The 15,385-nt window shown below is 39.0% G+C and carries 7 protein-coding genes; all 7 read right to left on the bottom strand.

The window, feature by feature from the left end:
• Positions 1-45 precede the first annotated feature (45 nt).
• The 7 genes from ACNQGN_RS02585 to ACNQGN_RS02615 all read right to left on the bottom strand — a co-directional run bounded on the left by ACNQGN_RS02585 (position 46) and on the right by ACNQGN_RS02615 (position 15,381).
• Positions 46-2,481, bottom strand: coding sequence for a glycoside hydrolase family 2 TIM barrel-domain containing protein (locus ACNQGN_RS02585; RefSeq protein WP_417986291.1), 2,436 nt, complete (start codon positions 2,479-2,481; stop codon positions 46-48).
• Between the two features lie 16 nt (positions 2,482-2,497).
• Positions 2,498-6,058 (bottom strand): malectin domain-containing carbohydrate-binding protein, encoded by a 3,561-nt coding sequence (locus ACNQGN_RS02590; protein WP_417986292.1) that lies wholly within the window; start codon positions 6,056-6,058, stop codon positions 2,498-2,500.
• 1 nt (position 6,059) lies between these two features.
• The gene (locus tag ACNQGN_RS02595) at positions 6,060-8,786 is read right to left on the bottom strand and encodes an alpha-d-galacturonidase (RefSeq protein WP_417986293.1); all 2,727 of its coding nucleotides are present in this window, start codon (positions 8,784-8,786) and stop codon (positions 6,060-6,062) included.
• Positions 8,787-8,803: 17 nt separating this feature from the next.
• Positions 8,804-9,736, bottom strand: a complete 933-nt coding sequence (locus ACNQGN_RS02600) for a sugar phosphate isomerase/epimerase family protein (protein ID WP_417986294.1) — start codon at positions 9,734-9,736, stop codon at positions 8,804-8,806.
• A gap of 10 nt (positions 9,737-9,746) precedes the next feature.
• Positions 9,747-10,892 carry a sialidase family protein gene (locus tag ACNQGN_RS02605; protein ID WP_417986295.1) on the bottom strand — a complete coding sequence of 382 codons (1,146 nt, stop codon included), beginning with the start codon at positions 10,890-10,892 and terminating at the stop codon, positions 9,747-9,749.
• Positions 10,893-11,036: 144 nt separating this feature from the next.
• Positions 11,037-13,790, bottom strand: a complete 2,754-nt coding sequence (locus ACNQGN_RS02610; RefSeq protein ID WP_417986296.1) for an alpha-L-rhamnosidase — start codon at positions 13,788-13,790, stop codon at positions 11,037-11,039.
• A gap of 10 nt (positions 13,791-13,800) precedes the next feature.
• On the bottom strand, positions 13,801-15,381 hold the full coding sequence (locus ACNQGN_RS02615; RefSeq protein ID WP_417986297.1) for an MGH1-like glycoside hydrolase domain-containing protein: 1,581 nt from the start codon (positions 15,379-15,381) through the stop codon (positions 13,801-13,803).
• Positions 15,382-15,385: the final 4 nt, after the last annotated feature.

The raw sequence follows: 15,385 nt of genomic DNA on the forward strand, positions 1-15,385 counted from the left end.
CCATAGAACAGCTTAGATTACAACGCTGTCATTTCCTTGTTGGTGTTACTCCACCTTTATCACAACGGAAGATGTTGTAATTCCATTTCCTGCTGAAGCAGTCAGTTTGATGTCTTCCTTCTTCGAATTCGATTGAATGATCACAATACATTTACCATTATATACTTTACAGGAATTGGCTTTAAACGAATCCAGACTGGCTTGATAGCCATTATCCACGCCAACCAATTTTCCCCCGCCACTAACTTCAAAATTAATCAGGTCATTGGCGTTGGGCACTAGATTCCCATTGGTATCCGTAACGGAAACCGTTACATATACCAAATCATAACCATCGTTTTGTATTTTTTGCTTATCACCCTCTAAAGCTATTTTAGCTGCGGCCCCTGCGGTATGAATTTCTTTTTCTAAAACTACTTTTCCGTTCTTTCTGGAAATCGCTTTTAGAGTTCCCGGTTCATACTTCACTCTCCAGGAAATATGCAAATCATCGTTTTGTTTGGCTTTTGTCCCTAAGGACTTACCGTTCAGGAACAATTCTACCTCATCGGCATTATTATAGTAGGCCCAAAGATCCACTTCCTGACCTGCTGTCCAATTCCAATGCGGAAAAATATGCAAAACTGCTTTGGTTGTCCATTCGCTTTGGTACATATAATATACATCCTTTGGAAAACCTGCCAAATCAATAATTCCGAAATAAGAACTTCGGGCGGGATACGGATAAGGATCGGGTTCACCCAGATAATCAAAACCTGTCCAAATGAACAATCCTGCCATAAAATCCTGGTTCTTTATAGTTTTCCAAGTGGCTTCGTGAGTCGATCCCCAGTACGACTTTACCTGATCATAGGCCGAAACTGTAAAATCTTTATTCCCGTCAAATGGGGCATTATGCTTTGGTGGCCAGGTTTTAATAACATCCGAAGGCATATCATAATGACCGCGGGTTTCTAGAGCTGAAACACTCTCGGAAGCAATTATTTTTTGCCCTTTAAAACGAGTGGGGAAATCTTTGTAATCCTCATGTTTATAGTTAAATCCTAAAAGATCCAAAGCACCTGATTGATAAATGAAATTTTTCTCCGGAATATTTTCTGTCAGTGCGCTGGTTACCGGTCGTGTCGTATCCAATGCTTTCACAATTTGGGCCAACTCTTTGGTTATCGCAATACCTGTACTGTCAAATTGTTCTCTGATTTCGTTTCCAATACTCCACATCATCACTGAGGGATGATTACGGTCTCTTTTGATAAAGTCTTCTAAATCTTTTTTGTGCCAGGCATCCCAGTCTTTATGATAATCATTGGCTACTTTTTTCTTCTTCCACACATCAAAAGCTTCATCCTGAACAATAAAACCCATCTCATCACACAACTGTAATAATTCTAAAGAGGGTGGATTGTGCGCCATTCTGATGGCATTAACGCCCATATCTTTTAGCAATACTAATTTTCTTTTCACCGCATGAATGTTTTCAACAGCTCCTAAAGCGCCATTATCATGATGCAGACAAACACCTAATATCTTGGTTGGAACACCATTTAAAGAAAATCCTTTTTCAGTATCAAAATTGAAAAATCTAAATCCTAACGGAGTTTCATAAGTATCAATTAATTGTGAATTGTCATAAATTTTAGTGACAATTTTATACAGATGCGGATTTTCTACACTCCATAATGCCGGATGATTTACATCCAAATTATGAATCTTTTTTGAATCCGTATTTGATCCGATTTTTTCTATTGACGTTGCATTGGACACTTCTTTATTATTGGCATCTACTATTGCAGTAACCAATTTGAATTCTTTTGCGGCATCACCCTTATTTTCGATAGTCACTTCAAAATGCACCGATGCTTTTTCAGCGCTAACCGACGGAGTCGTCACATAAGTTCCCCAATGGGCCACATGCAATTTTTCACTGGCCACTAACCTTACATTTCTATAAATTCCAGAGCCCGTATACCATCTGGAATTCGGTTGTGCTGAATTATCAACTTTCACTGCAATCACATTTTCTTGTTTTCCAAAATGCAGATATTTAGACAATTCATAAGCAAATGAGATGTATCCGTTAGGACGAATCCCTAAAGAATGTCCGTTAATCCATACCTCACTATTTTTAAAAACACCATCAAATTCTATTGAAATCGATTTGTTTTCCCAATCCAACGGAAGTGTAAAGGTTTTACGGTACCAGCCCATTCCTGCCGGTAAAGCCCCTTGCGAGGGTTTCGTGGGATGCTTATCGCTAAATTCACCTTCAATACTCCAGTCGTGCGGCAATTGAAGCGTTCTCCAGTCAGCGAAATTAAAATCAGATTGTAATGCCTTGGGATGGTCTCCTAACTTAAAATTCCAATCCCCGTTAAAATCGGTAACGATTCTACCTTTTTTACCATGGGAAGCACATGCTGCCAAAAGTAACAGCAGCAATGCCACACCTAATTTCTTTAAAACCATTATTTGTATCTTCATTTTATGAATTCTATTTTTATTGAAACTCAAAGGAATCCAAAAGCAAACCTTTCATCTCCTCTGATTCTATAGTAATTTTATACGTTCCTGCATTAATATACCCGCCAGAAGTGGTATTTAAAATCTTCCATTTTTCAGGTGAAGGAAAAAATTCAATCGTGTCGTTTCTTAACAAAATACCGTAGGCATCTTCGATTTGAAATTTCACTTTCACCGGTTTTTCATTCCTGTTCATAAACTTGAATCGCATCAGGTAAATTCCGGCGACACCAGGCTTCACCTCAAACTGAATGCTGTTGGCCGTGTTTTTAGTGAATTCAATATAATCGCTCTTTTTAAAATTCCCTTTTTCAATTCCTGTCCCGGTAGTTTTGGCTTTTTCCGCTTCAAAAATAACAACAGGACGGGAATCATTGGCTTCACCCATATCATACGTTGGTACCACAGCAATCGAATACATCGCTGCATTGCCAGCTGTAATTCCGTTTGTGCCAAAAAGGACTTTTTCTCCTTTTTTTACCGTTTTATGATAGACCAAAAATTCAACTCCACTACTGTTTTTAGCAGTTCCTTCTACTTTCTTGTAATCGGACAACCAAGCCAACGGAGTTTTTACCTTGCTGTCTATCATAACATAAATATCGGATTCCTCTTTACATACAAAGGAACCTGATGTATTTCTTGCTTTAGAAGCAGTCGAAAACTGCAGGTAATCCGCACCAAAAACTAACGATGGCAATTGGGTAAAAATGATATCAGAATCAAGATATTGCTTTTTAGTATTGTCTAACCAGGAGGCTATTTTATAAACTGGTTTAGCTTCTGAATTAAGTGCAACATTTTGAATATTCCCCGGTGATGCAGCAGCGGCTTTCACCGTTTTATCTTTGCTTGCAATAGCAATAGCGGAAAGTATAGCTTGGCCAGCGCGGACAGTAGGAAATGAAATAATGATTTTTCCGTTTTTACTTTTTACGATAAACGTTTTCTTTAGCGCCTTATCATGCCCTGCTTCACTCCAAATATCAAAATCCTTTGCTACGGTAGCATCGTTAATCGCTATATCAAATAAACGCCAGCCTTTGCAATTCAATCCGCCACCGGTTCCATACCAAGGCTCGATAAAATACAATTCTACCAGATACTCCCCATCAGGAGCAGGAAATTCATACCGCAATTTATCGATTCCATATCTGAAATCCTGAAACAAAGCCTCATTTTTTGTTCCGGCTATAGGATCCGAAGTGCTGCGCTGACTTGCGTAAAAATCAGGAAGTTGCTTAAAATTATCGGTCCATGACAAAGACCCCCACGTATCTTCAGCACTTTTATGGGTATCCGCCAGCCAATTGTTACCAAAAGTATCTATCACTTCTTGACCACCACTATTGACTCTGTAGATGTAATTATAGCCTTTTTTAGGTTTTACAACTTCGGATCTGTCTTGAAGTAATGTCTTGAAAGCTGGTGATTTCGGAAGGGTACTCAATACGACATAATCTTTGGCAACCGCTTTTCCATTTACATAACCCACCGCATACAGGACATTGTATTTTATGTTGACGTTATTCCACTGAAAATGTTGTCCCAGTCCCGGATTTTTAATTTTACCCAGAGAACTTTTATTCACATCGTTGAACAATTCTACTTCATCACAATTGGAATACACATCAATACCGCTTTTCACCCCCGGTGAATCCCAACGGTTGGGCCAAGAATGAGAAACAATATAAACCATAGGGCTTTCCTTGCCCGACACATAGTTGGCACGGTACATATAATACGCATCCAAAGGTTCTCCCCAAACGGTAAAAAGCCCTTTGTAATTCACCGGCCCCACTTTGTCTATATCCCTATACCCTTCACCATTTTGAACGCGTCCGGGATTTTCGTGTGAACTGAACAGCCAATTGAATTGTCCGGCAATTTTATCTTTCACGGATTCTGCTTCACGGACTTTAATCTCCATCAGTTGCGAAAACCTATTTTCGCTGTGTACCCCTTGTTGGTCAAAAGCACCTTCGGTATGTAAATCAGCCGTACGCCATGCACCATATTCACCATTTAGCAATTGCTGACTGATTTCTGTATCATAATTAAAGGGATCGCCTCCATAGGTTCCGGACCAGTTTTGAACCACATTCCAATCGGTACCTTCACCGCCATTACAAGTGGTAACCAGGCGTTGCGAAGCCGACAATGGATCCATTTCCTGAATGATTTTGGTACATTCTGCTGCAAACTCTTTTGGAATTGTACTTTCATTCTGCAATCCCCACATCACCACTGACGGACTATTCCTGCGTTCTTTAATCCATTCTCGCAATAAGACCTTGAAATTCTCTTTGAATTCTGGAGTATCGTACCAAATATGCGCTGAAAACTGACTCCAGAACAGGATGCCGTTTTTATCTAGCTCGTCCTGATACAGTAAATTATGAGGTTGATGTGCTTCTCTAAATGCATTGAAACCTGCAGCCTTGATTTGTTCTATTCTGGAATGTATTTGCGCATTCGAAAACGAATGACTGTTCCCGATTAAATGTTCGTATTCGCAAGTACCATTAACAAACAGCGGCTCATCATTGATATAAAAACGATTGTCCTTTCCTGCTCTGTTAATTGGCCAGCTCACCCAACGGATTCCGTACGGCGTTACAATTTGATCAATCACTTTTTTATTTTCATAAATGGTGGTTGAAAGCTGATACATATAAGGATTTCCAGGCGACCAAAGATTTGGCTCCTTAATTTCCGGTAAAGTTTGTGCTATTTCTATTGTTTCCCCGGGATTACTTTTAATTTCAGTACGGGAAGAAACAATCTCTTTTCCGTCTTTATCTAAAAGTGTATTGACAACCGTTAGGTTCCCATTGGAATTCCCGTAATTTTTGATTTCGGTTGTGGTGTGAAGAATCGCTTTTTCTTTGGAAATTGTTTTGTCATTCCAAATATGAACACCAAAAGGCTCTATTCTGATAGCATCCGTAATCACTAAGGTAACCGGTCTGAAAATACCCATCGGCTGTGAGCCTTCAGAAAAACCCCATTCCCCCGAACACCCTCCGCAAACCCAGGGAAGATCTGCTATAAACGACGGGTGTCCCGCTTTGACCATGATATTGTTTTCTGCATCAAAAATGACAGCTTTGGTAATATCAACTGTAAAAGTAGTTCTTCCGCCTTTGTGCTCTCCTACTTTTTTACCGTTTACCCACACTGTGGCGTAGGAGCCAACTCCTTCAAAATAAAGAAAAAGTCGCTTGCCTTTTTCAACCTTATCTATCTTCAATCCTTTATGATACCAAGCTGTGCCGTGCAAATTGCCATGTTTCATTCTTCGGTACCCATAATACTGATCCCAATTATGAGGCACGTCGACCTTTTGCCATTGGGCATCAATTTTAGGATGGCTCACAAAGCGCTCTTCCGATTGCGGAGCTTCCTCTTTAACGATAGTTTCCCAAGCCAAATTCAGCGAAACTTCTTTACGAAATTTCGCTGAATTACTATTGTTTTGACTCCAGGCAAAGCAACTGAGAAATAAAAAATAGAGTATGTAATTTAATTTCTTCATCTTAATAGAAAAGCCAGTCAACAGCTCCTTTTTCTCCTTCGTCAATAAAACCAACATCGCGAGGCGAGATGGTTTGATTCGCATCAATAAATCCTAAAATAAGCACTCTTCCTTTCCCTAAATTGAGTTCGTTTTCACCAGGCTGAAACGTATAAGTATGGATGTTTACGCGCGGTAATTCTTTTAGATTCATCGCACTTGCCAATATAACCTCGGCTTGTCCATAAGCATTTCCGGCAGCATCTGTTTCTAAACTTGGAGGCAATAAAAATCTTTTTTGATCACTGTTAAAATAACCTACAACCAATTTTACAGCTTTACTGTTTTTAAATTTCAGCTGTGTTCCTTTTTCATTCTGCATTGTTTCATCCAGTGCAATTCCTTTCAAATTTTGCAATTCAGGAGCTACTTTGACAATTTCTGAAATTGGTGTTCCATATACTTTGGTCCCGTTTTTAACTGCATAAGATGCAGTAGTTGCGTTTAACAAAGTTACTTCGGCAGTTTTCCAGGCTTTGACTTCTTTCTTTTCTATTTTACCATCTTTTGATGATTTTAAAAGTACAAGATTTCGTTTGAAATTCACCAGCTCACGATCGTAATGCGGCAACAATTCTGCCCAGGTTTTGTTATTTCCATCGTCTCCTCCAATTGGAATTCTTCGTTGCGCCGTTTGCATACTATTGGCATACAAATAACTGTCTTTTGTTAAGTTGACCAACTCCTGGTAATACTCGATGCTTTTTTCAAGATGTGGAATTGCTTTGTCCAAATCTGCAATATCATTGGAATAACTATAGCGCAATACCAGCAAAGCTGCTTTTACTTTTTCGGAAAAGAAATCAGCAAATGCCTTATAACAGTGCATGTCATTCTTAAGACGTAGAAATTCCTCCTTGTCCTGCGTTACTTTTGCTTCGGCTTTATCGATAGCGGCAACAGCCAGCTTCCCGTGTTGTGTAATTTCACTAATGATTTGAACCGGTGTTTCTCCAACGTGCGCTTCGTGATTCCATTCTTTTTTGGCATACTCCAGCAACAATTCCCCTACTGGACCGCAAGATTCATGAAATCCAGGATACACACGCCATTTCGCCGGGTTTACCAACTGGCTTTCAAACATCCCTAAAAGCAATGTTTGTCGGTTTCCTTCTGTAATACCAAATCTTCTCAATGTTTTTGGGGCAATTTCACCGGCCTCTTCATAGGCTTTCAAAATATTAGTTCCAGCCTCCAAATCAGTTCCGAACTTATCCGCTAATTGCTTATCCCAAAACTGAATTTCCTGACCTCTGTCTCTTTTGCTGTCCCAAGCGTATCTTGACCAGGCCTTGTACCAAATCCAATCGCGATCTATTTCTAATAATCGCTTATCGGTTTTATCTGCTGTATACGGCCAATCCCAATAGGAAGACTGTGGGTACAAATGAAGCGCATTGGCGCCATGTTCGCTATGCATTGCTTTAACCGTTTTTTGTATAAAGTCTGGAGAACCGTATCTAAAAGGCTCCAGGTTGGCTAAAATATGCACGTTTGAAATATGGATAGAATTCAAAGAACTTAATTTCTTGTGAATCTCTCCCCAAGGACCACGAGGGGTATAAGTAGTCAGGGACTCCCCATTGTATTTGTGCATGGTGTACAAATTTTTATACAATGGAAGTGACTTGCTCATTACCATCGGCGCATCAGTATCGTGTGCGCGAAGAATAATGGGTGGCTCGTCTGTTCTTCCCAAGGTTTTCATACCGTCCTTAACGCCGGGAATAATAGTTTTTGTAAACCATTCCACATCCTCTTCAACGGTGTTAATGGCTTCTCCCAAACACACCAACAATCCAACATTGGGATACTTTTCTATAAAAGCTGCAATTGACTTTTGAGTGTAATCTGCAATTTCCGGGGTAATAGGTCGGGAACGATCCTGAGTTTTGATTTTGTAATGCTCCGCAAAAGGTTTGGACACAATAATATTATAGAACATCTGGATGACCCAAATTCCTCTTTTATTGGCTTCTTCAGTAAGGAATTTATAAATCTCTTCGTTCTTTTTGAAAGTTTCCTCACTTACTTCCAGGGCGAAAGGATAGTCTTTTAATTTTACCAAAGAGGCAAACGGATGTCCGTTCCACAGATATAAGGAATTCAACCTGTTATCAACCATCATATCCAAATATTCTTTCCAAAGTTTTTTATCGTAAAACCACGGAAAGGTTTCCGGCGTATACGGATATTCATATACATCCCTGCCTTCAAGATAGGTCGTTTTTTGCATTCCAATGCAAGAGCCTCTCAGTACCATTTCCGGACTGTCCTGAATATTGATTTCCGCAGGTATTTTTCCGGAGCTCTTTATACGGCCTACTAATTCCATCGCACCATACAAAGCGCCAGAGGCATCCATCCCCTCAATTAATACAGTCTGTTTTTGGGTATTTATCTGAAAGCCTTCTTTTTTAGTCAGTTTGCTATCGTCTATCCTAAACTTGGCCGTATTTTGTTTCCAGTTTGCGGATCCTTTTTCTCCAATAACAATGATTTTATCATTGCCTCTTTTAGGAATTCGATTCGAGAAAGTAACACTATATCCTTTTTCAGATAAGATTGCTGCAAGTTTTTCAGTTCCAAACTGAATTCTAGGGGCTTTTGCATCACTAACAATCGTGACTTTTTGCGCTGTTGAATTGGAAACATAAAAACATAAAAATAATAAACTTAGATATTTCATTATGGGGTATTTAGATTTTATTTATTCTGAAAAACACGTTTTAGATAGGCTACGTTTGCGCCGTAATTGGCTTTAACATCGCGCACCATGGTAACATCTCTGGAGCGCTCTACTATTAGCCAGCCTTTCCAGTTCATAGCATCCAGTGTTCTCTTAATTTTTGGCATGTCTATAGCTTTATCCTTTTCCAGCCAAACCTTATCGGTATTGGAAGCATGAATTTGCCCGAGGTATTTTTTACCCAATATTTTTAATTCGGTACTGATATCTCTTCCATTATCTGCCGCATTGGCAAAATTGAACGAACTTTTTACATATCTGGAACCTATTTCTTCTAAGAGTTTTTTCTCTTCAGTGGCATTAAGCGAGGTTTCAACAGCAAGGATACCGCCTATTTTACCCACTTCTTTACCTGCCCATTGCAATCTTTTTACAACAACCGAACGCAATTCCGGATTTTTAATTAAATCACTTTCAGTACCCAATGGCAAATAGGCCACTTTTACATTCATGTTTTTCATGGTCTTAATACAATCCTCAATCATAAGAGTTACCGTTTCTCTTTTTGCAAAAGATTGCGCATAGAATCCGGACATGGCAATGGAACTGATTCCTACGCCGAGTTCTTTAGACTTGTCCAGGAATTTTTGCCTTTCCACCGGATCACCTAATTTACTGTCAAAAGTAGGTCTATTTCCCAAGCCACCCATATCAAGTTCTATTCCGTCAGCCTTTATTTCACTAGCCAAACCAAAGGCACCTAACTTTTGTCTTTTTAAGATCATCCAGTCGCATACCGCAATTTTATAGCGCTGTTCCTTTTTTGATGGTTGAGCAGTAGCACAACTATTGAACATCCCGGCAAAAATAGCTGTACAAATTATAGCTGCAATTTTGATAGCATTTATGCTGAAATTAGTCCTGTCCATAGTGTTTTTTACGTTATTCATGTTATTCATGTTATTCTTCTTCATTAACCGTTGGCGTTACCACTTGTTCTTTGGCTCCCGGCCAGATTCCATTTTTTATTGGAAGAGACACTAATTTTCTAGGATCGATTTTCACATATTTAATACGTTGTCTGCGCCAAGTGTATACAATATGCACCATTCCGTCTGAGCTTTGTATCATGGAAGGATAGGAATACTGACTGATTTTTGAATCCTCCAATATCAAGGAAGCGTCCCAATGAATTCCATCCTTAGAAATGGAAACATTCAATGGTGTTCTTGGTCCTTTTGCCAAATCACCCGGAGGCAGCACATGGTTATAAACCAACAAATGTTTTCCATTTTTTAACGTAACCGCATCGGTTCCGGAATTATTATTTGGCAAGTCTAACAACTCCAAATCAGACCATGATTTTCCGTTATCACTTGAAAAGGTAGAAGCCATAGCTCTATTTCTGGTTCTGGCAATTGCCTGTATTTTACCCCCTTTATGAAAAAGTATACTTGGCTGAATCGCATTTATTTTATTTTTTCCTCTGGCTATTGTATCACCCATCTTCCATGTTTTTCCGAAATCCGGACTGGTTTCCATTCGAAGACGCCATCCGTCACCTTCAATACTGGAGGGACACATGAGCGTGCCGTCACTTAGTAAAACAGGTTTGTTTTTTATCGGACCTAAAAAGTCTTTGGGCATATTTCTTGGCTTAGACCAAGTCTTGCCATTGTCCGAAGAAGTCATTATCATTCCCCACCATTCAGAAGGTTTTGGTCCTATTTTATAAAAAAGCATTAAATCTCCACCCGGAATTTGATACAAAACAGGATTCCACGTTGGAAGTCTCGGACCTTCTTTCATCACTCCATCAGCAACCTGTACCCCTTCACTCCAGGCATCACTGTTTTTCTTTTTTATACTTACCAAAATAGTCACATCAGGATGTCTTTCATGAGTACCTCCAAACCAGGACGCCACTAAATCTCCATTGCTGGCTTCCACTATCGTAGCGGCATGACAGGACGGATAAGGTGCTTTATCATATATAAATTCATCAACTAAAATTCCTTCTTTCCATGTTTTTTTATCCAATGCAGGCTTACAACCTCCTAAAAGTAGCAGGCCAAAAAAGATAAAAGTTATTTGTATTATTTTCATTATTTATTTTTTTTATATTATAATATATTGGTTTTCAAATATTTAAAAACAATTCTTACGCAAAATTATTTATTAAGTGTAAAAATAACAATTAAAAAATAGCATTGTATCCTGTACTGTCCCGACTTACTGAAAATGTATTTTTTATTTTATATTTACGCTATACGACCCTGATTTTAAGGTAAGGACGAGCTTGTTATTTTCTGTTTTATAGGATGTAGATAATGCATTCAATTTTTGATTGTTTACGCTTACCTCCAACGCATTGGCTGTTGGCAAATAAACAAGAGCCGATGTATTGGCAGGAATGGTAATACTCCATTGTAACTTGTTTTTATTTTTCTTCCAGTTACTTTTGATAAGCCCGTATATCGATTCGTGGGAAGCATTTACATAACTAAGTCCAGCCTCAAAATCAGGTTTCATTATAATCTGCCTGAAGCCCGGAGTCTCCGGATTACTTTTAATTCCAGCCATATTTTCATAATACCAAATCAACAAATCACCCAAAAGCATGACATGGTTTTGAGAATTCATTTTAGGATCTGCGGTGTTTCCATTCCATAATTCCCAAATAGTGGTCGCTCCATTTTTAGCCATATAACCCCAACTTGGATACGTGGTATTGGAAGCTAATTTATAGGCCAAATCTGTTCTTCCATGAGCAGACAAGGTGCGCATTAAATGTTGGGTACCTATCACTCCGGTACTGATATGTCCGTTGTAGGTTACGGCAACTTCATGCACGATATTTTGAAAAACTTTTTCTTCAAGGTTTTTCGGAACCATATCAAATGCTAATGGAAGTACATTAGCCGTCACTGTATTATTTCCGTAACTGTTATTTTTGGTATTGAAGAATTTAGAATTGAATGCTGCTTTTATTTTCTGTGCAAGACTTTCGTAATACACAACATCAGAACTGTCAGCAGTGGTGATTGCCGCAAATTTTTTCATTATTTGCAACAGCTGGTAATAATAGGCACTGGACAGTAATTCACCATCTGTGTTTCTGGATGGATCTTTGGCGTGAATCAGTTCCAATGATTCCGGCGGAACACACCAATCTCCATATTTATCTTTTGTCATTAAATCTTTAACCAGATAATTCTCTTCCATATACACGATCCATTTTTTCATTGATGAATAGTGCTTCTCGATCACTTTCGTATCGGCAAATTGCTGGTACAGCATATCGGCCACTGTAATGTAGGTCCCTGGCCAGGTTACATTATCACCGTAATAACGCCAAAATGCAGGTGCAACATCCGGGATACCCCCATCAGCCGTTTGTGCATTTTTAATATCGTCCAGCCATTTTGCATACAAAGTTTGGTTATCGAATAAAAAACTCTCACCGTATGCTCCTGTTGTTCTGTCGCCAAGCCATGGCTGACGCTCGTTACGCTGCGGACAATCAATAGGCATTCCTTTGTAATTCCCTCTGATCCCCCAATAGGCATTTTTGAAAATCTGGTTCATCGTAGCATCTGAACACTCAAAATCACCAGTGGTTTTAATGGCATCATAGACTACTTTTCCTGTGAAATTAGCAATAGTAGGTTTTTCTTTATAGCCTATAACTTCGACAAATCGGAAACCATGAAATACAAAAGTAGGCTCCCAGATTTCTTCTCCCTCGCCCTTTAAAGTATAGACGTCGGTTACTCTGGCATCTCTTAAATTTTCGGTATATAAAGTGCCGTCTTCCTTTAAAGATTCTGCAAAATGCATGGTGATTTTATCCCCTGGATTTCCTTTCACTTTTAATTGCAGCCAACCCACCATATTTTGCCCCATATCCAAAATATAAGTCCCTTTTGGAGTTGATTTTATGGAAATTGGTTTCACCTCGCCCATTATTTTCATATTTGGGGTCATCTGTGCCTCATAAAAACCGCCCGGCTCCTGAACGTATTCCGCATTTAGCCACTTTTTGTCATCAAAATTAATGGTACTCCACCCTTTCATTTCTTTGCGGGCATCATATTCTTCTCCGTCGTATTCGTTATTGGTTAAAATAGGACCGTCGGTGGTCAGTTTCCATGTGTCATCTGTTCTGATAATTTCGCTGCTCCCATCGGTATACGTTATCGCTAATTGCAAGGCCATTTTTGGGAAACCGAATGTTTTTATTTTGTACGGTTTAAAATCCTGTCGCATGGTAAAAAACCGTCCGTTTCCTAAAATAGTCCCTACCATATTTTTACCCTCTTTTAACTGTGCCGTCACATCAAAAACATTGTATTTTATGTTTTTGGTGTAATCGGTCGGAACAGGTGCCAATACCTGATCTCCAATTTTTCCACCATTAATATACAATTCATACAAGCCCATGCCCATAATGTATACTTTGGCATTTTTAATGCTCTTTTTTATAACAAGCTCTTTTCTTAAATACCGTGCTGACAATCTTGAAAACTGGCTAACACTATCCCCTAATGAAGCTTTGTCATATCCAATCCATCGGGTCGATTTCCAGTCAGCATACGTTAAAATACCCATGCTAAAATGAGCATTTGTCGCTTTAACTGCTCCTTTATTGGTCCAGACCTTTACTTTCCAAAAGGCGTCCTGCCTGTTTTCTAATCGTTTTCCCTGATAAATGATATTGACCGATTCATCGTTTTCTACTTTCCCGCTATCCCATAAATCACCCTTGTCAGCATTTAAATTCTCTAAAGTCGAGGCTACTGTAATTTGATAGGCTGTTTGCTCTATCTGATTTACATTTGCTTTTAATTTCCAGCTCAGGCGTGGCTGCATCACATCTATCCCTTCCGGATCGGTCAGCATTTCACATTGCAGGTCACTGACACTTATTCCGTTCTGAGCTATGGCAGCAACCGAAAAAAACAGCGTGACAAAAAATATACTATTTATAAAAAGCTTTCTCATAAATTCTGTTTTATTCTGCTATTAGTTTCTCCAGTTTTTCGGACGCAGCGATTTCTTTTCCATTTTTGAAAATTTTGAACCCTTTTCCTTTACGGTATTTTTCACCTGTTTTATCCCAAAGAATAGTGATGGTATTTCCATGATACAACACATTGTCTAAGCAAAACCAATCCCATTTTTCTTGTGGAATTAAAGGATTTACTTCTATTTTATCATCTGCTCTCGGTCGCAATCCTACTACTCCGGTAATCACTAAATCATTAAAAGTCGAATGATTGTAATAGCGGCTGCGTTCTCTGTCACCCATAAGCCAATAGCCTGTCGTCTCGTCTAAATATTCTCCCAGATACGGTCTTCCTCGATAGTATTGCGATTCTACATACAGATTCATCTGTTTGAAATAATCGGTTTTTCCTACCACACTCTGGTTGTAGTTATTCAGGACATTGGCCATTGCCGTTAAGGTTTGCGAACTGGCAAAAGGCCAAATAGCACCATCCCATTCACAAGTTCCCGTACCATGTGTTCTAAAACGCGGACTTCTTCTTTCAGCGGTTGTCAATCCAAAAGGAGCTGAAAACCCTTTTTCATCTTTTACTTGTTCCCAGGCTTTTTCAAAACCTTTGTCTTGCTCCGGAAGATTAAAATACCAGGGTATAAAACCGATAGCCTCTCTAACTTTTGCCAAAGTGTCTTTTTCTGTAAATGTTTCAAAAAAAGCATCTTCAGGATTCCACAATTTAGTTTCTACCAATGTTTTAAGCGTATCTGCTTTGGCAGCAAAATACTTTTCCTGTTTAGTATCTCCTTTAATCTTAGCTATAGCAGCCAATGCTTTTGCATTTCCATACATATAGCTATTGATAGTAGGGCGCGCATTTCTAAACTTCCTTGCCCCACTTAATGATTCTTCCATTCCGTCTTTCACATCAAACTGCCAAAACAGTCCGTCTTTGCGTTTTCTGTCGCCTTCCCATGCAGCATATTCCGACACCAGATCAGGAAACATATCCAATAAGAACGCATCATCTTTATTGACCAAATACCGATTGTACAACGCATCTGCTGTCCAGCTGCTAAAGGTTCTTAATTTTTTCATGGGCTTACCATCAAGTCCTCTATACCATAAATGCACATCACTCTCCAGGTATTCCGGATTATGCAACCATCTGAATTCATTGATATGATGTCCCAAAGCACAACTGATCATATTGTATTTATCAGCATAAGAACGTTCTACCAAAAACTCTGTAATAGCGTATCCTTGTGGTGTTTTCTTGATATGTTTTCGCGCAGACCACCAACGGAAATAATAAATTTCTTCAAAATTTTGTTGCGGACATTCAAACAAAGGAATATTGGCTTTCATCCATACCCAGGCACTGTCATTAGGAATAGCCCCTTTTATGTTTTCGTCTTCCATCGTGTTGAAATAATCAACATAATGCTTGAAATTATCCTGCTTCAAAACCGCAGCCGCTCCCTTTTTCGAAATTGGCGCTGTTGATGTACAACTAATACTCAAAGCCGAAATCACAATGGCTAATGCTATACTCCTATAATTGATATGTGGTACCATATTTATCTTCATTTTT

It is taken from the genome of Flavobacterium rhamnosi (genome assembly GCF_048286515.1).
GTDB lineage: Bacteria > Bacteroidota > Bacteroidia > Flavobacteriales > Flavobacteriaceae > Flavobacterium.

Coding starts and splice junctions, on each gene's coding strand:
- ACNQGN_RS02605 (WP_417986295.1), bottom strand. CDS start 10,892: ATGAAAATAATACAAATAACTTTTATCTTTTTTGGCCTGCTACTTTTA.
- ACNQGN_RS02590 (WP_417986292.1), bottom strand. CDS start 6,058: ATGAAGAAATTAAATTACATACTCTATTTTTTATTTCTCAGTTGCTTT.
- ACNQGN_RS02585 (WP_417986291.1), bottom strand. CDS start 2,481: ATGAAGATACAAATAATGGTTTTAAAGAAATTAGGTGTGGCATTGCTG.
- ACNQGN_RS02600 (WP_417986294.1), bottom strand. CDS start 9,736: ATGAATAACGTAAAAAACACTATGGACAGGACTAATTTCAGCATAAAT.
- ACNQGN_RS02615 (WP_417986297.1), bottom strand. CDS start 15,381: ATGAAGATAAATATGGTACCACATATCAATTATAGGAGTATAGCATTA.
- ACNQGN_RS02595 (WP_417986293.1), bottom strand. CDS start 8,786: ATGAAATATCTAAGTTTATTATTTTTATGTTTTTATGTTTCCAATTCA.
- ACNQGN_RS02610 (WP_417986296.1), bottom strand. CDS start 13,790: ATGAGAAAGCTTTTTATAAATAGTATATTTTTTGTCACGCTGTTTTTT.